We start from the raw sequence: 24,563 nt of genomic DNA on the forward strand, positions 1-24,563 counted from the left end.
TTATCCTATAGACAGGGTTTATCCCATAGATGGAGGGCGTCCTTGCGGGCGCCCTTTTTCGTTTATTCGCCCATCTGGTTTCGTTTATTCGCCCATCTGGGCGGCGGCGGCAGTCAGATCCGCGATGATCTTCTCCCACGTGGCGGTATCCTGCGCGCCCTGAACCACATATGTGCCGCCGATCAGGAATGTCGGCACACCGCTGACGCCCATTTCGCGCGCCTCACGATCCTCACGCAGTACTTCATTACGGTCCGCGTCGCCCTGAAGCAAGCGCGCCACGACGTCGCCGTCCATGCCAACCTGGCGCGCCGCGTCCACCAATACGGCGTGATCGGAAATATCCTCGCCCAGCTTGAAGTATCGCTCAAACAGAGCAGAAACCAGATCGCCCTGATGGTCCGACGTCTTGGCCCAACGGATCACCCGGTGCGCGTCCACGGTGTTCGGCGTGCGTTTCATCCGGCTGAAATCGACCTCCAGCCCGGCATCCGTGGCAGCCTTCTCGATCTGTGCATAGACATCCGTCGCACGATCCTTGCCGAACTTGCTTTCCAGATAGGTGCGGCGATCCATGCCTTCGGGCGGCATGTCGGGGTTCAACTGGAATGGTCGCCACGTGATGTCGAAGGGGTTTCCGGCGCTGGCCAGCGCCTTTTCCAGCTTGGATTTACCGATATAGCACCAGGGGCAGATCGGGTCTGAGATGATTTCGAGACGGGTCATGAACGCTCCTCGGCGATGTAGAGGTCGGGCAGGGCGGATCTCTTGACCTTGCCCGTGGGGCCGCGCGGCAGGTCGGGAATAGGCTGGATATGTTTCGGCATCTTGTACGTTGCAAGGGATCCGGCCAATTCAGCCATCACCTCTGCCGGGTCGGCAGACCCGGTATAGAAGGCCGCAATGATCCGCACCCCCGGCTTGGGAGAGACTTCGCAAACGCCGACCTCACGCACGCCGGTGCAGGTGAGCATTGCGGCCTCCACCTCCAACGGTGAGACACGATAGCCGTTCGCCGTCATCAGATCGTCGAGCCGACCCAGATACCGCACAGCGCCGGACTCCTCCATCACCACCTGATCGCCGGTGCGGAACCATTCTGGCAGAGGCTCCCCGTTCAGATAGCCCAACATCAGGCCGGGTTCACTGCGGTGCACCGACAATTCCCCCGGCGTGCCGCGCGGCACGGGCTGATCCGCACCCAAAACCGCGACCTGCCGGCCGTCTTGCACCCAACCTATCGTGCCCACCGGCGCGGGGCGAGAAGGAGAGGACGAGATAAAGGTCGAGATTTCCGACATTCCGAACGCCTCGTGAAGCTCCGTTCCGGTGCGGTCCCGCCACTCCGCTCGCAGGGACGCAGGCAAAGTCTCACCGGCGCACAGGGCATGGCGCAGGCCCTGAAAGGCTGACTTCAGATCGGCATCCGATTTCAGAATACGACGGAAGATGCCCGGAACGGCGGCAAAGAGTGTGGGCCGGTGTGCGGCGATCAGCGCGCGATGCGTGTCCGGCCCGGCCTCTCCGACATGGATCAGGGCCTGTGCACCGGCTGCCCACGGGTCCGTCAATCCGGTGCCGAGGGTAAAGGTCCAGTTGAATGCGCCGGCGTGCAGCACCCTGTCCGTGGGCTCCAACTCATACCAACCGGGCCACATCATCTGCCGGGCATGTGCCGCACGATGTGCATGAATCACCGCCTTTGCCGTGCCGGAGGAGCCAGAGGTGAACACGATATAGGCGGGATCGTCCGCTGCCGTATCGAACAGGGGGGCGGGCGCGTGATCGCGCAATGCCGCCAGATCGTCCACCACGACCGCATCCGTCTGCGGCAGGTCCAGTGCGGGATCGCGAACGATCATGTCGGGGCGGGTCAGAGCGAGCAGAGGCCCCAGTTCCTTCACGCCAAGCTGGGAGGAGATCGCGATCGGCACCGCTCCCAACCGCTGCGCTCCGAAGAAGACCAGCGGGAAATCCATCGTATTGCCCAGCCGCAGCCCGACCCGCTGCCCCGGTTGCAACCCCTGTGCGACCAACCCTCCCGCCACGGCGGCGATGGTCGCATCGAGTTGCGCGAAGCTCCACCGTTCCAGCACCTCACCGGGGGATCCGATCACCTCCAGTGCGGTGCGCTGCGGGGTGGAGCGACCTGCCTGCATGACGTATTCAGCCATGTTGAACCGGTCGGGGCAGGGGGGCGGGGTGTCTTGGTGGATCGAGAGCATGTCACCTCATCCCATGTCACGCCCGGCCCGTCCATCGCCTTTCGCGCGATACGCCGACGATGGCACGGCAAGCCTACGACTCACCCGATCATTCGAACATGGCGCGCAGATCGACACTGGACCGTTCGCCCAGATTGCCCCAGTTTTCCTGAAGGAACGTATCCGCAGCGGCATAGCCCTTGTCGTGCAGGTTTTGCAGAACACGCATACTGGGTTGCAGCTTCGACGCGATGCCCATGTCGGACATGGTGTCGTCATCGCGGATCGAATGGATCAGAAGGTCCTTGTACCGCGTTCCTGTCAGGGTTCCGCCCTCGATCAACCTCTTGATCAACTCGATATTGCGCAGTTCCCGCAGCAATGAGGAATTGAACGAGATCTCGTTGATCCGGTTCAGAATGTCGGAGGCCCGCACCGGCACCTCCTCTCGCTCGATCGGGTTGATATGAACGATGACGATATCGCGCGAATTCGTCTCGTAAAACAGTGGGAACAGCGCCGGATTTCCAGTATAACCGCCGTCCCAATAGGCCTCACCGTCGATTTCGATCGCCTGAAACAACGTTGGCAGACAGGCGGAGGCGAGGATGGCATCGGTCGTGATCTCCTCCTTCTCAAACACCTTGATCTTGCCGCTGCGCACATTGGTGGCGCAGATGAACAGCTTCGGCCCCACCGGTTCATCCATCGTGGCAAAGTCCAGATCCCCTATCAGATCGCGCAAGGGGTGGTAGTTCAGCGGATTGAAATCATACGGGGAAAAGATCCGGGTCATCGTCTCACCCGCGAAATATCCAGGCCCGGATTCGAATGCGGTCAACGCCATGCCCAGAGCCGGGTTCACGACCTGCAACCACTTGTTTATGGGGTGGGAGGAGGGGCTGCGTTTCGCAACCGCATTCCAGAACGTCGACAGATGCTTGCGCGCGCCATCGCGTCCATCCTCGACCCAGCCGCATTTCAGCGCTGCCGCGTTCATCGCCCCGGCGGAGGTCGCGGTGATGCCCTCGATCTCCAACCGCTCTTCTTCTAGCAGGCGGTCCAGAACGCCCCATGTCAGCGCGCCGTGGGCCCCGCCACCCTGCAAGGCCATGTTGATTGTCTTGACCATCGCGGCCCGCTTTCTGCTGTCTTCAAATATCCCCGCCGGAGGCCGCTGCCTCCGGCGATGTCTTAGTGGTCAAAGCGCGGTCCAGCCACCATCGACGCTGATCGTGGTGCCGGTGATCTGCTCCGCCGCGTCCGAGCACAGGAACGCGACCGTCCCGCCGATCTGGCCGACGGTGGCGAACTCCTTGGACGGCTGGCGGTCCAGCAGAACCTCCTTGATCGCGGTATCGCGGTCCATGCCGTATTTCTCCATCGTCTCGGGGATCTGCTTTTCGACCAGCGGCGTCATGACATAGCCGGGACAAATGGCATTCGCGGTGATCGGCTCCTGCGCGGTTTCGAGTGCCGTGACCTTGGTCAAGCCGACGACACCGTGCTTTGCCGCCACATAGGCGGACTTGTAGGGCGAGGCGGTCAGACCGTGCGCCGATGCGATATTGACCACGCGGCCCCATCCCTGCTTTCGCATCAATGGCAACGCGGCCGCGGTCGTGTGGAACGAGCTGGACAGGTTGATCGCAATGATCGCGTCCCATTTCGCCACGGGAAATTCGTCGATGCCCGCGACGTGCTGAATGCCGGCATTGTTGACCAGGATGTCCACATGACCGAAATGCTCGGCGGCTTTCTCAACCAGACTACGGCAGGCTTCTCCATCCGACATATCGGCGGAAATGTAGATCACGTCGGTGCCGTGCTCCGCACCGATCCTCTCGGCTAGGGCGTGATCTTCCTCACTGTCGGTAAAGGAGTTAAGGACAACACGCGCGCCCAGACGGGCCAGTTCCTCCGCGACGCCCAATCCAATGCCGGAATTGGAGCCGGTGACGATAGCGACTTTGTCTTTGACGGACATGGGCTGGTTCCTCTGAAATGAATGCTGCTTCTTTATGTATATGCTGCAAACGCGAAGACCACCTTACGACGGTGATTTTGCGCTTGGGCCTGAGACACGCCCGCTGCCAAATCGAACGCGAATGTGGGAATAAGCTGTCCCGGACCGCCGGACCAAAAAAACCCCCTCGCAAGCGAGGGGGCAAGTGTTGAGGCAGGTTTCATACAGGCAAGAAACCTATCGAGCAGTGCCCTTAATATAGGGATCCCGAACGTCCATGACAAAGATAATTTTTTGCGGGGTGGTATCTAGCCGGTTAGAATGATCTGAATTAACCCATAAGAAACAGGTAAATGGTGCAGATATGTCACGTTTAAGTTCAGTTGTCGCAGGCGTCCTTTTGACCGCGACCACAGCCATGGCCGAGCCTCAACACGGCATCGCTATGTACGGTGAGCCTGCTCTGCCACCAGATTTTGCGCATTTGCCCTATGTGAACCCCGAAGCACCGCATGGTGGAATCATCGTCGAGGGGGCCAGGGGATCCTTCGACAGCCTCAACCCCTTCATCCAGAAAGGCAGCGCGCCTTATGGGGCCCGCGCCCACGTGGCGGAATCGCTTTTGGGTAGAAGTTATGACGAGCCATTCACCCTATACGGGTTGCTGGCCGAATCGGTTGAGGTAGCGGAGGACCGCACATGGGTCGAATTCCACCTCAATCCCGCAGCCCGATTCTCGGACGGAACGCCAGTCACGGTTGAGGATGTCCTTTGGTCGTTCGAGATCATGGGCGAGCAGGGGCATGCCCGCTACCGCGCGGCTTGGGACGGCGTCGTCAGTTCCGAACAGACCGGCGAACGCTCCGTCCGGTTCAACCTGACCGGGGACAGCCGCGAGCTGCCCCTGATCCTGGGCCTGCGTCCCGTGCTGAAGAAGGCGGATTGGGACGGGTTGGATTTCACCGAAAGCTCCCTGCGCCCGTTCATCGGGTCCGGTCCCTACACGATCGGCGAATTCGACACCGGTCGTTTCATCCAGTTTGATCGGGACCCCGATTATTGGGGCGCCGATCTGGGTTTCAACGTGGGGCGCCATAATCTGGACGCGATCCGCTATGAGTTCTTCGGCGATGGGGAGGCCGTCTGGCAGGCATTCACCTCTGGCGAAACCTCGTATTACGTCGAATATGATGAGGCGAAGTGGGTCGAGCAATACGATTTCCCGGCGGTGGAGCGGGGCGAGATCGTGCAATCCGAGATCACCCACGAACGCCCCGCAGGCATGTCCGGTCTGGTCCTCAACACCCGATCGCCTTTCTTTTCCGACATCCGCGTGCGCGATGCCTTGCTGCACGCGTTCAATTTCGAGTTCATCAACCAGCGTCTGAACGCGGGTGTGCCGGGGCGTATCCAAAGCTATTTCGACAACTCCCTTTTGGGGTTCGAGGGGGAGGCCGGCCCGCGTGAAGTCGCACTTCTGACGCCGTTCCTAGACGACTTGCCCCCGGACGTGCTGAGCGATTACAGCCTGCCCGTGGGGACAGACGATCTGCGCAACCGGCGCAATCTGCGGACCGCGCAAAACCTGCTTGAGCAGGCCGGCTGGACGCTGCAGGACGGCATTCTGCGCAATGCGGAGGGTCAGCCCTTCGTGTTCGAGATGCTGCTGTCCTCCTCCGCCAACGAGGCTGTTACCGGCATCTTTGCCGAGGCGCTGCAGCGTCTAGGCATCACGATGGAGCTGTCCCTAGTGGATGCCGCGCAATATACGGAGCGGCTCAACACCTACGATTATGACATGATCGCCCATACCTGGGGTCTGTCCCTGTCGCCGGGAACCGAGCAGTTCAATTATTGGGGCTCGGACGGGTTGCGCGAGGAGGGGACGCGCAATTATGCCGGGATCGACAGCCCGGCCGTGGATGCGATGATCGACGCGATCCTGGCATCCGACGGGCGTGAGGATTTCGTGTCCGCAGTGCGGGCGCTCGACCGGGTGCTAACAACGGGGCGCTACGCGATCCCGTTCTGGTATTCGCCGCTGGTGCGCGTCGCCCACAAGGCGGAGCTGCACTATCCTGCGGACAACCTGCCGATCTATGGCTACTGGATCGGCTTCATGCCGGATGTCTGGTGGTCCGAGGCGGAGTGACGCCGACGATAGCCCGGTCAGGCCATCCGCCTGGCCGGCTCACCCTTGCGATTGGCGATCCGCACACCAGCTGCCTTTTCCGCTGCGGTAGGCGGCGTGACCAACCCGGCGGAGATGATCAGCTTCGCCGCATCCTCAACATCCATATCCAACACCACCATCTCCTTGCGGGGCACGAACAACAGGAAACCGCTGGTCGGGTTCGGTGTGGTGGGCAGGAAGACCGAGATCAACGCTTCGTCGGGCAGGCGTTCCATGACCTCGCCCTTGGTCTCAGTCGAGACGAAGGCCACGGCCCAGATCCCCTTGCGCGGATATTCGATCAGACAGGCTTGCTTGAATGAGTTGCCAGACTGGCTCAGGATCGTCTCCGCGATTTGCTTGATACCATTGTAGATGCCGCCGACGACGGGCATCCGCTCCACCAGATTTTCCCCCCAACGCAGCACGGATCGCCCGACCAGACCCTTTGTCAGATAGCCGATGACTGCGGTGAACAGCAAAAAGATGATGACACCGAAACCCGGCACGTCGTTGCCCAGGTAAGTCGCGGGGTTGTACATCCCCGGCACCAGCGGCACGACCTTTGCGTCGATGAAGGTGATGACCGTCCAGATCAACCAGATCGTCAGGGCGATCGGCGCCACGATCACCAAGCCGGTCAGGAAGTTGCCGCGCCAGCGTTGAGCGAAGCTGGGGCGGGGCCGTGTACGGCGACGGGGGCGGGGCGCTCTTGCCATCTTCATGAACCAGTTCTGGAATGTTGCATTGCAATCTAGGACAGTATCGCTGCCAAAGTAAGAGCAATGCTGCAAAACACACCATCACGGTGGTGACGAAATAATCCGAAACGAACGGAGGCGAAATTTGAAACGCGCGCTGCACCGTCTGGCCATATGGGCGGAAAAGGTCACACATCCCCTTACGTCCACATCGGAAAAACCGCCGTTGATCGAGCCTTACCTTGGCTTCGCCACCTCGACGGGGGTCGTGGTGCGTGGACGGGTTCTGACGGGGCTGCGGCGCACGACGCCTGATCCCCGGCACGGACGGTTCACCAATTTTCGCCAGATGGTCGGATTGTTCCTGACCGATGAGGTCGCGGGCGTCCGGGTGCGTGCCATTTCCGAGGATCGCAGTGTCCGCACGGATGAGGAGGGGTACTTTCGCCTCGATCTGCCACGCGCTGCGTTGCAGCCGGGATGGCATACCATCGCGCTCGACATTCCGGGGCAAGCGGACAGCGCGGTGATGGCGGACACGATGTTTACCGATCCTGATGCCCGTTACGGAGTGATCTCGGATATCGATGACACCTTGATGCAAACCGGAGCCTATTCCGTGCTGCGCAATCTGTGGACCTCACTGACCGGATCGGCACTGACCAGGCAGGTCTTTGCCGATGCGGTCGATCTGATCGACCGTCTGCACGATGGACGCAATCCGGTTTACTACGTCTCGTCCAGCCCATGGAACCTGCACGCGTTTCTGGACAATGTGCTGTTCACACGGGCAGGGCTGGTGCGCGGGCCGCTTTTTCTGCGCGATCTAGGCATCTCACCAACGCAGTTTGTCAGCAGTACCCATGGCGAGCATAAGGGCGCGCAGATCGACATCCTGTTCGAGGCGCACCCGCATTTACGCTTCGTTCTGATCGGAGACAGCGGCCAGCACGATGCCGAAGTCTACCGCGATGCGGCCAGCAGATGGCCGGGCCGCATCGCTCAGGTTGTCCTGCGCAAGGCGAACCCGCGTCCTGACGCCGCCGTCGATCTGGCACTGGAGGATTTGCGCGCGATGGGAATACCCGTCTGGACAGGTGAGGATTACACCACCGTCGAACTCTCAAATCTGCAAGGTGCGTCGAAGGCCTGAATGATGTGACTGATCGCGTCAGATGAGGCGCGCGTATGGGAAGGTGCAAATCGCAGGAATTATACGCATAATGATAATTATGTTAAATTAACCTGTCCGCTCAAGTGCAGCCCTGTGCAATTTGAAGAACTGCTCTTTCTGCTTATGCGTCCACTCAACACTAAGATGATTTCGCAAATCCTTGATATCGCTGGATATGACCAGCTTTCGAGCATAGAGCCACGCCGTTGCCTCACCCGCGCTTATCGGCAGGTTGAGCGTCTCATGCAGGATCGGATCGCGAACGGTTTCGTCGATCAGTTCGCAAAGCTTGTCCAGATTCCGACCCGTGGTCGCGGAGATCGCAAGATGTCGGGCATGGCGCCCGGCCACACGCTCGGCCGCGGAGACGGCCTCATCGTCCAGCAGATCGACCTTGTTCCATAGCTCGATCATATCGTCGCGTTGTGCCTGTGAAACGCCGAGGCTCTCCAGAATGTCGCGAACGTCCTGCGCCTGCGCCTCACTCTCGGGATGAGAGATGTCGCGAACGTGCAGGATCAGATCGGCATCCAGCACTTCCTCCAGCGTGGCGCGAAACGCCGCGACCAATTGCGGCGGCAAGTCCGAGATGAACCCCACGGTGTCCGACAGGATGATCTGCTGGCCCGACGGCAACTCGATGGAGCGCATGGTTGGATCGAGCGTGGCGAACAGCATGTCCTTTGCCATCACGTCCGCTCCGCTCAGCGTATTAAAGAGCGTGGATTTTCCGGCATTGGTATATCCGACCAGAGCGACGATCGGATATGGAACCTTGGCGCGTGCCTTGCGGTGCAGACCTCGGGTTTTTACGACCTTCTCCAGCGCGCGCCGGATCTGGTTGATGCGTTCGTCCAGGGCCCGGCGATCCGCCTCGATCTGGGTTTCACCCGGTCCGCCGACAAAGCCCAAGCCACCGCGCTGACGCTCAAGGTGGGTCCAGGATCGCACGAGACGTGTGCGTTGATAGCCGAGCGCGGCCAGATCGACCTGCAAGACACCCTCACGGGTTTGCGCCCGATCCGCGAAGATTTCGAGGATCAGGCCGGTGCGGTCCAACAGCTTGCATTTGAACGCCTTTTCAAGGTTGCGCTGCTGCACGGGCGTCACAGGTCCGTCGATGACGACCAGCTCGATCTCCTCCGCCGCGATCCACTGGGCCAGCTCCTCCGTCTTGCCCGAACCGAACAGGAAACCGGCGCGCGGTTTGGGCACCGGAACGACCTTGCCCTCGACCACTTCGAGGCCGGCAAGTGCGTTGGCAAGCGACACGGCCTCGGCCAGTGCGTTTTCCGGCGCACGACGTTCGGCCCCCTTGCGCAGATCGGGGTGCAGTACAGCGGTACGTGTCATGGATCAGTCGGTTTCCGGCTCATAAAGGTTGACCGGCTGCGAGGGCATGATGGTCGAGATAGCATGTTTGTAGACCAGTTGGCTCTGCCCATCACGGCGCAGCAAGACGCAGAAATTGTCGAACCACGTGATGACGCCCTGCAACTTCACACCGTTGACTAGGAAGATCGTCACCGGAATTTTCGACTTGCGTACATTGTTGAGGAAGGCATCTTGCAGGTTCTGCTTGTCGTTGGCCATGGTCACACACTCCAAGTTGGCCGGGAAATTACGATGTCCCGGCAGTTCGTTTTTTGTTTCACCTGTGGATATTGGTCCGCTTCGGGATCGTTTTCCAGTGCCGCAGTGAAATAATCACCAGACACTGATTATCTGCGGCTTATTTGCGCCAGAAATTCGGGTTGAACAACGCAACGAGTGCCAGTGTTTCCAGTCGTCCGATCACCATCGCGGCGGTCAGGGTCATGTGTACGGCCGGCCCGAAATCGGCATAACGTCGCGGTGTTTCATGCAGTACGAGGTAGCCCGGACCGGTATTGGTCAGCGCTGCGATTCCGGCGCGCAGGGCTTCCTCGAACGGCAGGCCCAGACCGGTCAGAACCAGCAAAATCACCGACAACGCCATCAAAAACAGCATCAGGAAAATCCAGGCGATGAATGCACCTTGTGTCCGGATGCGCCGGGCGGTCTGACCCGAGCCTCCCACGGAATGCGGTAGGGAAAGGCGGCGAAGCTCACGCGTGCCATGCTTGTACAGCGCGTAGATGCGCAGCAGCTTCACACCGCCGGTCGTGGTCGCCACGCCGCCGCCCAGCATTGCCAAACCCATCAGCAACAGGCCCGGGGTCGGCAATCCCGACCAGCCCTGCGCATCGTCCCAATAGGCGCTTTCGAGGCCAAAGGTCGTCACGAAGGACAAAACCGTAAAGAACGCCCCCCACAGGGCATGCAGCGCGAGGGTAAAGCCGCCCTGCCCTCCGTCCAGTTCCAGCGCGCCGATCCAGTGTCGCAAAAACAATGCGCCGGGCAGGCCGACACAGATCACGACGAGGAGCCGCAATTCGGGATCCTTGCCGATCAGACGCATGTCGCGCCGCCTTTGCGGATCGTACACCATCGCCGTCGCACTGAGGATGAGGAAAACCGCAACGACGACCTCGGACAACAGACCACCGCCTGCGGTCGACAGGCTGGTTGTCGGCAGAATGCCAGAGGTCGATACAGTCGCCATCGCGGTAATCACGGCAGTGACCAAGGGTTGCCCGGTCAACAACAGCAGCGCGACCAGCGCTGCGGTCAACGAAATGTAGACAGGCAAGATAACCTCGGCACACCGGATCAGGCGGGACGATGCCTCCGCCGCAGCGATCGGGGTTCCGCTGCCGTGACGGGTGCCCAGCACGACGGATCTGATCTCGAACCCGCCGATATTCATCGGTGCCATGATGCCCATGGCCGCCAGCAGGATCAGAAACCCGCCGGACCACGCGACCAGCGCGCGATAGAAATGCACGGTCAGGCTGATCTTTTCAGGCAGATCGAACACCGTGGCCCCGGTCGTTGTCAGCGCCGAGACCATCTCGAAATAGCCGACCACCGGCGTCAGTGTCGGGACCACGGCGATCAGCGGCACCGACAACCAGACCGGCAACAGGATATAGGTGCCCATCAGCGTCAGCAGGTGCGAGCGGGCCGTTATTCGGGGCCTGCGGTTCATCAGCGCCAATGCGAACAGCGTCGCCATCAGCATGGTCATCACGAAGCTGTAGAAGAACGGACGGGCGACATCATGGTTGTCACGCAGATAGGCGAACAGGCTGGACGCCAGCATCAGGATCCCCGACGCGCCGAGGAAGTAGACAAACAGGGGCAGCCGCCGCCATGGCATCATGGGCCAGTCATCCTAGAAGAAATCGACCGAGACGCGGAACAGCCGCTCCACCTGCGGCACCTGTTCCGCCATGGAGAATATCGTGACGCTGTCCCCTTCGGAAATGACGGTCTCGGCCCGGGGTATGACAAGCTCCCGCCCCTTCTGGATCGCCCCGATGATCGCCCCCTCGGGCAGGTGCGTGTCGCGAACCCGCTTGCCCGCAATGGCGGAGGTGCCCAGCACCTGCGCCTCGATTACCTCTGCCTCGGCATCGCCGACGGAATAGACGGCGCGAATCCGGCCATGGCGCACGTGCCGCAGGATCGAACTGACCGTGGTGCCACGTGGGTTGATATAGGCGTCGATGCCCAGCGGGCGCATCAGCGGCGCCAGCGACGGATCGTTGATAAGGCAAACCGTCAGCTTCGCGCCCAGCGATTTCGCGCGGGCGCAGGACAGCAGGTTCGTCTTGTCATCATCTGTCACGGCGAGGAAGCTGCCGACCGCGTCGATGCCGGCTTCCTCCAGAATATCCTTGTTCAAACCGTCCCCGTGCAGAACGATCGTCCGCTCCAGACTGTCGGCAGCGAATTCCGCGCGGGCGCGGTCACGTTCGATCACCTTGAGCCGGGTGCGCTTGCCCTGGGATTCCAGAACCTTGGCAACGGCGAGCCCGACATTGCCCGCGCCCAGGATCAAGGCCCGGTTGCCAGCGGAGGCCTGCTTGCCAAAGATTTGCAGTGTCCTGTCCACATCCTCCTTCGCCGCGAACAGATAGATCTGATCGCCCGCAAACAGTTGATCGTCGCTGTCCGCGATGCGCAGTTTCTGGCTTTCGCTGCGAATGGCGACGACATAGGCGCGCAAAGTCGAGAACAGTTCGGTCAACTGGCGCAGGGGCGTGTTCAAAACCGGGCAATCCGCGCCCAGAGTCAGGCCCAGCAATTGCACGCTGTCATCCAGAAAGCCGTTGATCTCGAACGCGGCGGGCGCGGACAGGCGGCGCAAGGCTGCCTCCGCGACTTCTTTCTCAGGCGAGATTATCACGTCGATCGGCATGTGATCCTGCCGGTAGATGTCGGACCATTCCGGGTCGAGATAGCTTTGCGCCCGAACCCGCGCGATCTTTCGCGGAACGGTGAAGACGGAATGGGCGACCTGGCAGGCGATCATATTCACCTCATCCGAAAACGTCGCGGCGATGATCATGTCCGCATCGCGCGCGCCGGCACGCTCCAGCACATCGGGATGTGAGGCAAAGCCGGTGATCCCACCGACATCCAGCGAATCAGTGATGCGCCGCACCAGCGCGGCGTTGTTGTCCACGACGGTCACGTCATTGTTTTCCGAGGCCAGATGGCGTGCAATCTGCCATCCCACCTGACCGGCACCGCATACGATGACCTTCATGGGCGATATCCTCGCGTCGTGATCTGTTTGCGAAGGCGCGTTTGGGAAACGCCATGTCGTATGAAGGGGATCTGCGGATCAGTCATCCTCGACCTCATCAATCGAGGCCATGCGCGTACCGCCGCGCGACGTGGTAACGATGTTCAGCGACTTGAGCTTGCGGTGCAACGCCGAACGCTCCATCCCCACGAAATTCGCGGTGCGAGAGATATTGCCCGAGAACCGGTTGATCTGGGCGATCAGGTATTCACGCTCAAAGACTTCCCGCGCCTCGCGCAGGGGCAACCCGGCCAGTGCGGCGCTGAGCGCGTCGCGTCCCTCCGCCTCACCACCATCGGTGTCCTGCGGCAATTCGGCGGATGTGATGTCGCCGTGGTCGGGGCCGAGGATCAGGATGCGTTCGATCAGATTGCGCAACTGACGCACATGGCCGGGCCATGACAGCGTTTGCAGCATCGCCGCCGCGTCGTCGGACAGTTTTCGCAGCGGCAGCCCCTGCTCGATGTTCAGTTGCGAGACGAAATGCTCCACCAGAACCGGAATGTCCTCGCGCCGACTGTCGAGTCCGGGGACCTCCAGCGGTACGACGTTCAGGCGGTGGAACAGATCCTGCCGGAACCGGCCATTCTCAATCTCCACCGAGAGGTTCTTGTTGGTGGCGGACAGGACGCGCACATCCACGCGCACGGTTTCGGAGCCGTTGATCCGCGTGAACGCCTGTTCGACCAGCACCCGCAGGATCTTGGATTGCGTGCCAAGCGGCATGTCGGCCACCTCGTCGAAGAACAGCGTGCCCCCATGCGCCCGCTCGAACAGACCTGGATCGTGCGCCCTGCCCTCATGCTGGACACCGAACAGAACTTCCTCCATCCGGTCCGGTTCTATCGTGGCGGAGGAGACGGTCACGAAGGGCCGGTCCGCCCGTTCGGATTGCGCGTGCAGATAGCGTGCGGCCACGTCCTTGCCCGATCCCGGAGGGCCGGAGAGCAGCACGCGCCCGTTCGAACGGGCCACCCGGTCGAGCTGTTGTTTCAGCGTGCGAATTGCGGTCCCGCAGCCGAGCAGTTCCGACGCCTGAACGCCCTGCCCGCGCAGCTTGGCATTTTCGCGGCGCAGTCGAGAGGTCTCCAACGCCCGGTTCACGGTCATCAGCAGTTTGTCGATATTGAACGGCTTCTCGATGAAATCATAGGCGCCCTGCTTGACGGCGGCGACGGCGATCTCGACGTTGCCATGGCCCGAGATGATGATGACCGGCACGCCGGGATTGTCGCGCTTGACCGTCTTGAGGATCTCGATCCCGTCCATCCGACTGTCCTTGAGCCAGATATCCAGGATCATCAGATCGGGCGCTTTGGTGTTCATATGCTCCATCGCGCTGTCGGCATCGTGGCCGGTGCGGGTGCCGTGCCCCTCATCCTCCAGAATGTCGGCGATCAGCTCACGAATATCCGCCTCGTCATCTACGATCAGAATATCGGATTTTGCACTCTCAGACATATTCACTCTCATTGGATTGGTCAGGCTCAGTCGGTTGATCGGGCGAGGTTGCATCCACCTCACGCAGCGGAAGGGTCATGACAGCGCGTGCGCCCTGTTGGGGTTCTGGCGCGGTATCGTTCGCGCGGTGCAGGGTCAACATGCCGCCATGCTCCTCGATGATCTTCTTGACGATCGGCAGGCCCAGACCTGTGCCCTTGTCCCGATGCGTCACATATGGCTCGAAAAGGCGGTCCGTCTTGCCCTCGGGCAAGCCGTTGCCGTTGTCCTCAATCGTCAGGGTGGCTGTCGTGGGGGACTTGTCAAGGGTGACGCGCAGCAGTCCAGGGCCGGTGTATCCGGCGATTTCTCGTCTGGTATCAATCGCTTCGACAGCGTTCTTAAGAAGATTGTTGAGCGCCTGCCCGATCAGGGTTTCATCCGCGAACACGATAACCGGCTCCTGCGGGGCGATGACCTCGATTTCGACATGCGAGGCATCGCTGCGGCGCAGCAGCACGGCATCGTGCATCAGCTTGCTCAGATCACACGGCGCGCGGCGCGGCTCGGGCATTCTGGCGAACTGGCTGAATTCATCCACGATCCGGCGCAGGTCGCCGGTCTGGCGGATGATGACATCGGAATACTGGGCCAGCCCGTCCGCGTCATCGGCATCCAGCTTCTTGCTGTACTTGCGCTTCATCCGCTCCGCGGCCAACTGGATCGGCGTGAGGGGGTTCTTGATCTCATGGGCGATCCGGCGGGCGACATCGCCCCAGGCGGCCATGCGCTGGGCACTCAGCAGATCGGTGATGGCGTCGAAGGTGACGACGAAACCGTCCTGATCGTCCTCGATCCTGTGGCGCGCGATACGGACGAGCAGCTCTTCCTCACGCTTGGGTGTTTGCAGATGCAGTTGGGTCTGCACGCTTTCGCGCTCCTCACGAAACAGCTTGTCCAAGGGGCGCGCGAATTCCGGCACCAGATCGGACAGCATCTTGCCCCGCATGGTTTGGCCGTCGATGCCCAGAATCTCGCTGGCGGCGGTGTTGACGACCTCGATCCGGCCAGAGGGGTCCAGACCCATGACGCCGGCGCTGACACCCGACAGAACCGTCTCGAACAAGCGCCGTGCCTGCTCGCTCTCGGCTCCGGCTTCCAGCAGAGCGTCGCGCTGGCGTTTGACCTGTGCGGTCATGCGGTTGAAGGCGCGGCCGAGCATGGCAATCTCATCCTCGCCCGGCTCCTCCTTGACGCGCATGTCGAAATTACCTGACCCGACCTGAGCCGCCGCCCCCGCCAGTCGGGCCACCGGGCGCGACAGCCGGTCCGCAAACCAGAAGGCCAGCCAGACAGCGGCCAGCACCACGATCAGGGCGAATCCCACATAGATCAGCGCGAATTCAAACAGCAATTCACCCCGGTCCTGCTCCAATTGACGATAGAGCATGACGGTGGATTGAGTCTCATCCAGCAGTTCCAGAATCTGGCCGTCCACGCTGCGCGTAACGTAGAGATAACGATCCGCAAAGGCGGGCAGATGCACGAGCGCACGGAACTCGGACGCCTCCCAATCCTCGACGATGACAGGCTCCCCGGTCGTCCGGGCCCGATCTATCAGAACAGGCGACGGGGGTTCATAGCCGAAGAGGTAGGACAGGTTTCCGCGTGCCTGCAACTTGGACGCGCCGTCGATCACGTAGGCCTCACTAAGCTCCCGCTGCATCTGCGCCTGCCCCGCGGACAGCAATTCGCGCAACTCCGATGGTGTTATCAACGGATATCGCGCCTTGTTGCGGTTGAGGTAGGACGCCAGCAATTCGGCATCGGCGGCCAGATTGCTGCGATGCTCCGTCTCATAGGCTTGGGCTGCGGCAAAGCTGTTGCCGACCACCCGCTGAACCCGCTCGGAAAACCAGCCCTCCAGTCCGAAATTCACCGTGATCGCGGCGAAGATCGCCACCAGGATCGTCGGGCCAAGGGCCACGATGGAAAACACTGTGGTCAGGCGCGAATGCAGCTGCGAGCCCGCCGATTTCGCGCGCCGTGCGGCAACCATCCGGGCGATGCGCTGCGCCACCAGACCGGCGACCACGATGACGTAAATCAGATCGAGCGTCAGAACGAACCGGAGCAGATCGGAGGTGTTGGAACCGATACCACCGAACGCGGCCCAGGTTGCGAAGGCCAGGATCGGTCCGATCAGAACGATTGCAAAGGTCACGCCACCGCGCCACGCCCGGTTGCGTGTCATCGCGTCGAGACGCGCAATCCCCTTGAGCATTAAGCGACGGTTACCTGTATTCAAAACCCCGGTGCCAAGTGGCCCCCTGTTGCAAAACTACACCAACTTCTTTCCCCGTGTGACCGGGATGTCAAGCTCACGTATCTTCTTGCGCAGGGTGTTGCGGTTTATGCCCAGCAGTTCCGCCGTGCGGACCTGATTGCCGCGCGTCGCGGACAGGGCCAGCGCGATCAGAGGCATCTCCACTTCACGCAGGATCCGGTCGTAGAGACCGGCTGGGGGCAGATCTTCGCCATGCAGGGCGAAATACCGTTCCAGATGGTTTTCAATCGCCTGCCCCAGACGCTCCCCATCTCCACCTGAGTGGGAATGGGCGGAGCTGGGCCGGGCCGTCAGTTCCTCATGCACCGCCGCTTCGGAGATGACATCATCCGGGCACAGAACCGCCAGCCGCCGCATCAGGTTTTCCAGTTCGCGGACATTGCCCGTCCAGCTTTGCTGCTTGAGGGCATCCAGCGCGGTGGAGGAGATGGACTTGCGCGGCAGGCCCTCCGCCTCCGCCCGCTTCAGAAAAGCGCGTGCCAGGTCGGGAATATCCTCCAGCCGCTCACGCAGCGGTGGCAGGCGCACCGGCACCACGTTGAGGCGATAGAACAGGTCCTCGCGAAAACGGCCCTCGTTGATCAGCGCGCGCAGATCCTGATGGGTGGCAGCGATGATACGGACGTTGGCAGGGATGATCTCCCGCCCGCCGATGCGGGTGAACTCCCCCTCCTGCAACACGCGCAGCAGGCGGGTTTGCGCGTCGGATGGCATGTCTCCGATCTCATCGAGAAACAGCGTTCCGCCCGCGGCCGCCTCGAACCGCCCCGTGTGACGCTCCGCCGCGCCGGTAAAGGCCCCCTTTTCGTGACCGAACAGCTCGCTCTCGATCAGCTCACGCGGGATTGCGGCCATGTTCAGCGCAACGAACGGGCCGCTTTTCCTGGCGCCGAAATTGTGCAGGGCGCGCGCGACCAGTTCCTTGCCGGTGCCGCTTTCCCCGTTGATCATCACGCTGAGGTTGGTGTTCATCAGCCGCGCCATGATGCGGTACACCTCCTGCATCGCCGGACTGCGCCCGATCAACGGCAGGTTGTCCTGCACGGGATCGCCTGCGGCGGGGCGTTCTTCGGGGCGGTCGCGCTGACCCAGCCCCTTGCGCACCTGTTCCAGCACTTCCTTGAGGTCGAAGGGTTTGGGCAGATATTCATAGGCCCCCGCCTCCGCCGCGCGAATGGCGGTCATGACGGTGTTTTGCGCGCTCATCACGATCACGGGCAAATCGGGGCGTTTGCGCCGGATGGCAGGCAGCAGGTCCAGCCCGTCGCCGTCGGGCATCATCACGTCGGTGACGACAACGTCGCCCTCGCCCTCCTCGATCCAGCGCCACAACGTATTGACGGAGCCGGTGGCCCGCACACGACACCCCGCACGTGTCAGCGCCTGACTGAGGACCGTACGGATTGCGCGGTCATCATCTGCAAGCAGGATCGTTCCGTCCATCAGCGCGTCTCCTTCCACACCGGCAATAGCAGACGGAAGGCCGTCCAGCCGGGTTCACTCTCACATTCCACGACACCGCCATGCTGGTCCACGATCTTGGACACCAGTGCAAGGCCGAGACCGGAGCCAGCCGCCTTCGTGCTGACAAAGGGCTCGAAAAGGTGGTTCTTGATGTCGATCGGAACGCCGCTGCCATTGTCGATGATGCTGATTTCCAGTGGCAGGCTCTGCCGCCCGCCGCCGGGCAGCGACAGCATGACGCCCGCGCGATATGCGGTGCGCAGGGTTATCATTCCGCCGATCCGGGGAACGGCCTCGGCAGCATTCTTGATCAGGTTCAGCGCCACCTGCATCAGTTGATCGGCATCGCCGGGCGTCGGCGGCAGCGAGGGGTCGTAATCTTCGACGAAGCGGACCTTCTGGGCGAAACCGGACTGGGCCGACAGCTTTGCCCGGTTCAGGATGTCGTGGATATTGACCGGATCGCGTGAGACGGGGCGCAGGTCGCCGAACTGTTCGACACGGCTCAACAGCTTACCGATCCGCTCCACCTCCTCACGGATCAGCGAGGTCAGTTCCTGATCCTCATCCGTCAGGTTCATCGCCAGCAATTGCGCCGCACCCGAGATCCCGGCGAGCGGGTTCTTGATCTCATGCGCCAGCATCGCGGCCATTCCCGTGACTGACCGCGCGGCGGAGCGGGAGGACAGCGAACGGTCCATCTTCTCCGCTATGCTGCGGGGCTGCAATTGCAGCAGCACCAGTTGCCCATCGACCGGCGCGACCTGAATGTTGGCCATTCTCGGCTTCTGATCCGCCCAGAACAGCTCGATATCGTGCTGCGCGTAGGAGACGCCGTGTTGCCGCACCTGCTGAACCATCGAGCCGACCAGCGCCCCCTCGCCCGTGAAGCGTGCCAGATCGCAACCGCTCATCTGACGCTCCGACAGGCCCAGATAAACCTCGGCGGCGGAGTTTGCGCGGGCAATCCTGTCCTGCGCGTCGATTATCAGTGAGGGATGCGGCTGCGCGTTCCAGGCGGACTCATATATCGCTGTGGCGCTCATGCTGCGGCCCTTCTGTGGGGGGTGTTCGCGTCCTCGATCAGGTCGTGGATCTGCGCCGGATCGCGGCTGGTCAGAAGGGCGCGACGCAGGTCCGCCCCGACATTCAGATCATCCAGATACCAGCCCAGATGCTTGCGCGCGCATTTCAGACCCATCTCCTGCCCATAGAAATCGAGCATTTCGGTGTGATGCCGGATCATCAGCTGGGCGCGCGTCGGGCCAAAGGGGATCGCCGGACCCGACTCGCCGGTCAGGCCTGCGTGAACATGCGCCAACTGCCACGGGCGCCCCTGCGCGCCGCGCCCGATCATCACACCGGCAGCACCCGAAAGATCCAGCGCGGTGCGGGCCGTCGCGGTATCCACGATATCGCCGTTCGCGATGACCGGAATATCGACCGCATCCACAACCTTGCGAATGGCCCGCCAGTCGGCGCTGCCCTTGTAGAACTGGCAGCGTGTGCGCCCGTGAATGGTGATCATCTGAACGCCCGCATCCTGTGCCGCGCGGGCAATCTGTGGTGCGTTGTGACTGTCATCGTCCCAACCCAGCCGCATTTTCAGCGTGACGGGCACGTCCACTGCCGCGACAACCGCCTCGATCAGCGACAGCGCATGATCGGGCTGGCGCATCAGGGCCGACCCGGAATAGCCGTTCGTCACCTTCTTGGCTGGACAGCCCATGTTGATATCGACGATCTGCGCCCCGCGATCCGCGACCATACGGGCGCATTCGGCCATCCAGTGGCCCTCACGCCCGGCGATCTGAACCGAGGCGATGCCCAGATCGCCGTGCACCTCCGCCCGGGCGCGGGCCGAGGGGCGGGCCTGAACCATTTCCTGCGAGGCGACCATCTCGGACACGACCAGACCCGCACCGAAGCTGCGCACCAACCGCCGAAACGGCAGGTCGGTGATCCCCGCGAGCGGTGCGAGCAGAACGTTGCTGTCCAGTATATGCGGTCCGATCTGTAGCGTCATTGCTGCATCCTTGTGCAAACCCCGGCGATAGCGCAAAAACCGGGCAGGATCAATCTGCACCCGCTGCATTGCCCCTATCCGGTTTTTGCCACATGGTCTGCCCGCATCATGCAGGAGAACCCCATGACAATCGTCGCACTTATCGTCGCTGCCGGTCGCGGGACACGTCTGGGCGGTGAGGTCGCGAAGCAATATCTCAAATTGCAGGGCGAGGCTATTCTGACTCACACCGTGCGCGCGATTCTGCCTCATGTCGATGCGGTTCGCGTCGTGATCCGACCGCAGGACATGGCCCTCTACCGCGCGGCGACGTGCGGTTTCGACCTTGGCGATCCGATTATCGGGGGAGATACCCGCAGCGCCAGCGTGCGCGCCGGGCTGGAGGCGTTGGAGCCGCTTGCCCCCACGCATGTGTTGATCCACGACGCCGCCCGCCCGTTCGTTACGCCGGAAATCATTGGCGGTGTAATCGCCGGGTTGCAAACCTCCACCGGCGCGTGCCCCTGCCTGCCGGTCGTGGACGCGCTTTGGAGCGATGGTTTCTCAGGATCGGTCCCTCGGGAGGGGCTTCTGCGCGCCCAGACGCCCCAGGGTTTCTCGTTCCCGGCCATTCTCAAGGCGCACCGGGAAAACACCGCCGATCTGGCCGATGATGTGGCTGTAGCCCGTGCCGCGGGACTGGATGTGCTTGCCACGCAGGGCGATGAGGATAACTTCAAGATCACGACACCCGCCGATCTGGCGCGTGCTGAAGGGAAAACAGGTATGGACCCGCGCAACGGAACCGGCTTCGACGTTCACAGACTGGTCGAGGGGGATCACGTAACCCTTTGTGGAATCGATATTCCACACGACAAAGGCCTGTCCGGGCATTCCGATGCGGATGTGGCGATGCACGCATTGACCGATGCAATTTTCGGTGCCTTGGCCGAGGGCGATATCGGCCAGTGGTTCCCCCCCTCGGATGACCGGTGGAAGGGTGCCGCGAGCCACATATTCCTAGAAAAAGCAGTGGAGCGCGTTGCCGCGCGAGGAGGCAGGATGACCCATCTGGACTGCACGATCATTTGCGAGATGCCCAAGATCGGACCGCACGCGCAAGCAATGCGCGCCAGAATCGCGGAGATTTGCGACCTCGACATCGGTCGGGTCAGCATCAAGGCGACCACATCGGAACGGCTCGGTTTTCCGGGGCGCGGTGAGGGCATTGCCGTCATGGCCTCCGCCACGGTGATGTTGCCATGATCGCGCGTCACGTCGCCTCCGTCGCCGGCATCGGGTTCCTGCCCAAGGCTCCGGGCACGTGGGGCAGTCTGGTCGCCCTGCCCGCGTTCTATGTCCTGCACGGTGTGGGCCAGTTTCCGCTGGTTTTGATCGCGACCGTCGCAGTCTTCCTTCTGGGCTGGTGGGCGACACGAGAGGTCACGGCGGCGCAGGCCGATCACGATCCCGGCTGGATCGTGGTGGATGAGGTCGTGGGCCAGTGGATCGCGCTGTTCTCACTCTCGTTCGGTCTGTGGTGGATGGGCTTTGACAGCTGGGGCTTTCCATGGCCGGGCTACGTGCTGGGCTTCGCTCTGTTCCGGCTTTTCGACATCACGAAACCCTGGCTGGTGGGCTGGGCGGACCGGCGGGGCGATCCGCTGGGCGTCATGCTGGATGACGTGTTTGCGGGCATCATGGCGGGTCTGACCGTCGCTTTGCTGGGCGCACTGGCCCATGTGGTGTTCGTATGAGCGATCTGGCGAAACAGGTGCTCGACGCGGCGCAGGCATGTGGATGGCAAATCGCGACGGCGGAAAGCTGTACCGGCGGGCTGGTCGCGGCCGCACTGACCGACATCCCCGGATCCTCCGCCGTGGTGGATCGCGGCTTCGTGACGTATTCCTACCCGTCCAAGGTGGCGATGCTGGGGGTTTCGCAGGCCAGTCTGGATGCGCATGGCGCGGTCTCGGATGTCGTGGCGCGTGAAATGGCACGGGGCGCGCTGCGCATGTCCAAAGCCGATATTGCGGTCGCCATCACCGGCGTCGCGGGGCCCGGCGGTTCCGAGGAAAAGCCCGAAGGACTGGTGCATTTTGCGGTGGCGACCCACGGTTCGGTAACGGCGCACCATATCGAGTTCGGCGCCCTCGGGCGTGCGCAGGTTCGCGCTGCGAGTGTGGAGCATGCGCTGGAAATGTTGCTTAGCGCGATTGCGCATCGTTGAGCAATTTGACCACGGCCCGTTCCGTCCTGCTTAATCGCGCCCGTCCGATCGGATCGCGCGACAGATGGCGACGACCGGGCCAGCGTCCTTCCTCGTATGCGATGATGATCTCGGGGTGGATATAGCTGCGTCGCGCCACGGCCCGGGTGTTGCCCAAGGCGGCCGCCGTCGAGTCCACGGCCTCGATCACGGCTTTTTCGCCCTCCAGATCGCTCCTCGCCAATGCGTCGGCGCAGATCATCGTACCGGCCCAGGTTCGGAATATCTTGGCTGTCCATTCCGATCCGGTCGTCTGGCGCAGCCAGTCGTTGACGTGATCGGAACGGACCTCGTGCAAGCCGTCCTCATCCTGCCACTGGAACAGCATCTGACCGGGCAGGTCAGACAGCTTTCTCACTGTGGTCGCCATGTATCTGTCACGCAGGCTCAACCGGCGACGTTTGGAGGATTTGCCGATGAAGTCGAATTGCAGTCGCTCACCACTGATCTCGACATGTTCATCGCGCAGGGTGGTCAAGCCGACAGTGCCGTTATCATGCGTATAGGCGCGATTGCCGATGCGGATATGGCTCTTGTCCAACAGATGAACAACCGTTGCCAGAACGCGATCACGGCCCAAGGTCCGCTTGCGCATGTCACTGCCCACCCGGCTGCGCAAATTCGGCAGGTCCTTGGCGAAATCGGTCAGATCCGCGAATTTGTCCGCGTCGCGTGCCGTGGTCCAGTCGGGATGGTATCGGTATTGCTTGCGCGCCCGCGCATCACGCCCAGTGGCCTGAAGATGGCCGTTTTCCCACCGACAGATCCACACGTCGTCATATGCAGGCGGAATGGCCAGAGCGGCAAATCGCTGCTTTTCAACACGGTCGCGGATCAGTTGCCCACCATCATAATACGCAAAGCCCCTGCCCGCGCGTTTGCGCGTAATTCCCGGTTCCCGATCAGATACATATTGCAGTTCCATGTGGGATAGACGCGCCGGACATCCGGTGCGTTCCGATCGGGACTTGTTACACTCGTTATCCTGACCTTGATCGCCACGCCCCTGAATGCGCAGAACCTGCGTGCGCCAGCCGACTTCGCGGATATAGCCGATCCGGCGAGCCGTTCCACCGCGATGTTTGAGGAGGCGGCCCGCGTCTTCCAGCATCCGCGCTGCGCAAACTGCCATCCTGTCGATGCGCGTCCCTTTCAGGGCAACGATCCCTACCCCCACGAACCGCGGGTCGTGCGAGGAGAAAACGGAATGGGCGCGGCGGGCGCGCAGAAGTGCTGGGCCTGCCATACCAGTGCGAATTACGAGGCGTCGGGCGTTCCGGGCGATCCCGCGTGGCATCTGGCCCCGGCGGAGATGGCGTGGCACGGAAAATCAGTAGCCGAAATCTGCGCGCAGCTGTCCGACCCCGAACGCACCGGCGGGCGGGACCTGATGGGCGTGATTGAGCATGTAGAGGAAGACAGCCTGGTCGGCTGGGGCTGGCGTCCGGCCGCGGACCGTGAACCGGCCCCCGGCAGCGCGGAGGAGTTGGGCAACCTGATGCGCGCCTGGGTTGAGACCGGGGCGGTTTGCCCATCTTGATAACACATGAGGAAGGCTGGATATAAAAAAGGCCGGGGCAAACCCCGGCCTTTCCATGCTGGCGATATCCCGAAAGGATCAGCCGACCAGTTCGAGGCCGGAGAAGAAATACGCGATCTCCTGCGCGGCAGTTTCCGGCGCGTCGGAACCGTGGACCGAGTTCTCACCGATGGACAGGGCGAATTCCTTGCGGATCGTGCCTTCGTCAGCATCGGCGGGGTTGGTCGCGCCCATGACTTCGCGGTTCTTCAGAACGGCATCCTCGCCCTCCAGAACCTGAACGACGATCGGGGCGGAGGACATGAACTCACACAGTTCATCATAGAACGGACGCTCGGCGTGCACACCGTAGAAGACGCCAGCCTGCGCCTTGGTCAGGTGAATCCGCTTCTGCGCGACGATGCGCAGGCCGGCGGCCTCCAGCTTGGCATTGATCGCGCCGGTCAGGTTGCGATTGGTTGCGTCGGGTTTGATGATCGAGAAAGTGCGTTGCACGGCCATGGGAGCCTCCTGGGCGTTATGATTGCGCGGCCTCTAGCACGGCGATAGCGGCGGATAAAGGGGGCGTACACCGCTTCGTCACGTAGCATCGCTTCACAATTCGC

22 protein-coding genes are annotated in these 24,563 nt (G+C 62.0%); 6 read left to right on the forward strand and 16 right to left on the reverse strand.

Translation table 11 applies throughout. The features are described 5' to 3' along the window. Positions 1 to 84: 84 nt before the first annotated feature. The 4 genes from G8E03_RS10445 to G8E03_RS10460 all read right to left on the reverse strand — a co-directional run bounded on the left by G8E03_RS10445 (position 85) and on the right by G8E03_RS10460 (position 4,191). Entirely contained in the window at positions 85 to 726 is a 642-nt protein-coding gene (locus tag G8E03_RS10445) for a DsbA family oxidoreductase (RefSeq protein ID WP_166191372.1), read from the reverse strand. Beyond that, positions 723 to 2,225 (reverse strand): class I adenylate-forming enzyme family protein, encoded by a 1,503-nt coding sequence (locus G8E03_RS10450; RefSeq protein WP_166191374.1) that lies wholly within the window; start codon positions 2,223 to 2,225, stop codon positions 723 to 725. Before G8E03_RS10450 ends, G8E03_RS10445 begins: the two co-directional genes overlap by 4 nt. A gap of 88 nt (positions 2,226 to 2,313) precedes the next feature. Continuing rightward, positions 2,314 to 3,336, reverse strand: coding sequence for a patatin-like phospholipase family protein (locus tag G8E03_RS10455; protein WP_166191376.1), 1,023 nt, complete (start codon positions 3,334 to 3,336; stop codon positions 2,314 to 2,316). A gap of 69 nt (positions 3,337 to 3,405) precedes the next feature. Further along, positions 3,406 to 4,191: a 3-hydroxybutyrate dehydrogenase gene (locus G8E03_RS10460; RefSeq protein ID WP_166191379.1), complete on the reverse strand. Its 786-nt coding sequence runs from the start codon at positions 4,189 to 4,191 to the stop codon at positions 3,406 to 3,408. Positions 4,192 to 4,570: 379 nt separating this feature from the next. On the opposite strand from G8E03_RS10460, the gene G8E03_RS10465 reads away from it, so the two are divergent. Further along, positions 4,571 to 6,322: an extracellular solute-binding protein gene (locus G8E03_RS10465; RefSeq protein ID WP_347340495.1), complete on the forward strand. Its 1,752-nt coding sequence runs from the start codon at positions 4,571 to 4,573 to the stop codon at positions 6,320 to 6,322. A 17-nt stretch (positions 6,323 to 6,339) separates the two neighbouring features. Here G8E03_RS10465 and G8E03_RS10470 read toward each other — a convergent pair whose 3' ends face one another. Further along, positions 6,340 to 7,068 (reverse strand): DUF502 domain-containing protein, encoded by a 729-nt coding sequence (locus G8E03_RS10470; RefSeq protein WP_430693108.1) that lies wholly within the window; start codon positions 7,066 to 7,068, stop codon positions 6,340 to 6,342. Between the two features lie 121 nt (positions 7,069 to 7,189). Here G8E03_RS10470 and G8E03_RS10475 point away from each other — a divergent pair, with 121 nt between their 5' ends. Further along, entirely contained in the window at positions 7,190 to 8,197 is a 1,008-nt protein-coding gene (locus tag G8E03_RS10475) for an App1 family protein phosphatidate phosphatase (RefSeq protein ID WP_166191385.1), read from the forward strand. 87 nt (positions 8,198 to 8,284) lie between these two features. Here G8E03_RS10475 and hflX read toward each other — a convergent pair whose 3' ends face one another. The 9 genes from hflX to dusB form a co-directional block, all read right to left on the reverse strand. Then, positions 8,285 to 9,571 (reverse strand): GTPase HflX, encoded by a 1,287-nt coding sequence (gene hflX, locus G8E03_RS10480; protein WP_166191389.1) that lies wholly within the window; start codon positions 9,569 to 9,571, stop codon positions 8,285 to 8,287. 3 nt (positions 9,572 to 9,574) lie between these two features. After that, a complete protein-coding gene (gene hfq, locus G8E03_RS10485) occupies positions 9,575 to 9,811 on the reverse strand; it encodes an RNA chaperone Hfq (protein WP_166191392.1) in 237 nt (78 codons plus the stop codon). Positions 9,812 to 9,950: 139 nt separating this feature from the next. Further along, the gene (locus tag G8E03_RS10490) at positions 9,951 to 11,462 is read right to left on the reverse strand and encodes a potassium transporter TrkG (RefSeq protein WP_166191395.1); all 1,512 of its coding nucleotides are present in this window, start codon (positions 11,460 to 11,462) and stop codon (positions 9,951 to 9,953) included. A 12-nt stretch (positions 11,463 to 11,474) separates the two neighbouring features. Continuing rightward, positions 11,475 to 12,854: a Trk system potassium transporter TrkA gene (gene trkA, locus G8E03_RS10495; protein WP_166191398.1), complete on the reverse strand. Its 1,380-nt coding sequence runs from the start codon at positions 12,852 to 12,854 to the stop codon at positions 11,475 to 11,477. A 78-nt stretch (positions 12,855 to 12,932) separates the two neighbouring features. Beyond that, complete coding sequence (ntrX, locus tag G8E03_RS10500) at positions 12,933 to 14,354, reverse strand: nitrogen assimilation response regulator NtrX (RefSeq protein ID WP_166191401.1); 1,422 nt, start codon at positions 14,352 to 14,354, stop codon at positions 12,933 to 12,935. After that, positions 14,347 to 16,617 (reverse strand): sensor histidine kinase NtrY-like, encoded by a 2,271-nt coding sequence (locus G8E03_RS10505; protein WP_166191404.1) that lies wholly within the window; start codon positions 16,615 to 16,617, stop codon positions 14,347 to 14,349. The genes ntrX and G8E03_RS10505 overlap by 8 nt, the downstream gene beginning before the upstream one ends. A gap of 57 nt (positions 16,618 to 16,674) precedes the next feature. Beyond that, the gene (gene ntrC, locus G8E03_RS10510; protein WP_240910330.1) at positions 16,675 to 18,123 is read right to left on the reverse strand and encodes a nitrogen regulation protein NR(I); all 1,449 of its coding nucleotides are present in this window, start codon (positions 18,121 to 18,123) and stop codon (positions 16,675 to 16,677) included. Continuing rightward, complete coding sequence (locus G8E03_RS10515) at positions 18,123 to 19,190, reverse strand: two-component system sensor histidine kinase NtrB (RefSeq protein WP_166191407.1); 1,068 nt, start codon at positions 19,188 to 19,190, stop codon at positions 18,123 to 18,125. Before G8E03_RS10515 ends, ntrC begins: the two co-directional genes overlap by 1 nt. Beyond that, positions 19,187 to 20,170 (reverse strand): tRNA dihydrouridine synthase DusB, encoded by a 984-nt coding sequence (gene dusB / locus G8E03_RS10520; protein WP_166191410.1) that lies wholly within the window; start codon positions 20,168 to 20,170, stop codon positions 19,187 to 19,189. The genes G8E03_RS10515 and dusB overlap by 4 nt, the downstream gene beginning before the upstream one ends. A 123-nt stretch (positions 20,171 to 20,293) precedes the next feature. Here dusB and G8E03_RS10525 point away from each other — a divergent pair, with 123 nt between their 5' ends. Genes G8E03_RS10525 through G8E03_RS10535 form a run of 3 tightly spaced genes read left to right on the forward strand, consistent with a single transcriptional unit; the run spans position 20,294 to position 22,379 of the window. Continuing rightward, positions 20,294 to 21,415 (forward strand): bifunctional 2-C-methyl-D-erythritol 4-phosphate cytidylyltransferase/2-C-methyl-D-erythritol 2,4-cyclodiphosphate synthase, encoded by a 1,122-nt coding sequence (locus G8E03_RS10525; protein ID WP_166191413.1) that lies wholly within the window; start codon positions 20,294 to 20,296, stop codon positions 21,413 to 21,415. Then, positions 21,412 to 21,906, forward strand: a complete 495-nt coding sequence (locus G8E03_RS10530) for a phosphatidylglycerophosphatase A family protein (protein WP_166191416.1) — start codon at positions 21,412 to 21,414, stop codon at positions 21,904 to 21,906. Before G8E03_RS10525 ends, G8E03_RS10530 begins: the two co-directional genes overlap by 4 nt. After that, positions 21,903 to 22,379 (forward strand): CinA family protein, encoded by a 477-nt coding sequence (locus G8E03_RS10535; RefSeq protein ID WP_166191419.1) that lies wholly within the window; start codon positions 21,903 to 21,905, stop codon positions 22,377 to 22,379. The genes G8E03_RS10530 and G8E03_RS10535 overlap by 4 nt, the downstream gene beginning before the upstream one ends. On the opposite strand, the gene G8E03_RS17325 is transcribed toward G8E03_RS10535, so the two are convergent. Beyond that, positions 22,357 to 23,343, reverse strand: a complete 987-nt coding sequence (locus G8E03_RS17325; protein WP_205793063.1) for a DNA topoisomerase IB — start codon at positions 23,341 to 23,343, stop codon at positions 22,357 to 22,359. The genes G8E03_RS10535 and G8E03_RS17325 overlap by 23 nt on opposite strands. Positions 23,344 to 23,409: 66 nt before the next feature. Here G8E03_RS17325 and G8E03_RS10540 point away from each other — a divergent pair, with 66 nt between their 5' ends. Continuing rightward, a complete protein-coding gene (locus G8E03_RS10540; RefSeq protein ID WP_240910331.1) occupies positions 23,410 to 23,958 on the forward strand; it encodes an Isoquinoline 1-oxidoreductase subunit in 549 nt (182 codons plus the stop codon). Between the two features lie 78 nt (positions 23,959 to 24,036). Here the strand turns inward: G8E03_RS10540 and ndk are convergent, their stop codons facing one another. Beyond that, positions 24,037 to 24,459 carry a nucleoside-diphosphate kinase gene (gene ndk, locus G8E03_RS10545; protein ID WP_166191421.1) on the reverse strand — a complete coding sequence of 141 codons (423 nt, stop codon included), beginning with the start codon at positions 24,457 to 24,459 and terminating at the stop codon, positions 24,037 to 24,039. Between the last annotated feature and the right edge of the window lie 104 nt (positions 24,460 to 24,563).

This window comes from Pontivivens nitratireducens (assembly GCF_011290545.1).
GTDB classification, from domain to species: domain Bacteria; phylum Pseudomonadota; class Alphaproteobacteria; order Rhodobacterales; family Rhodobacteraceae; genus Pontivivens; species Pontivivens nitratireducens.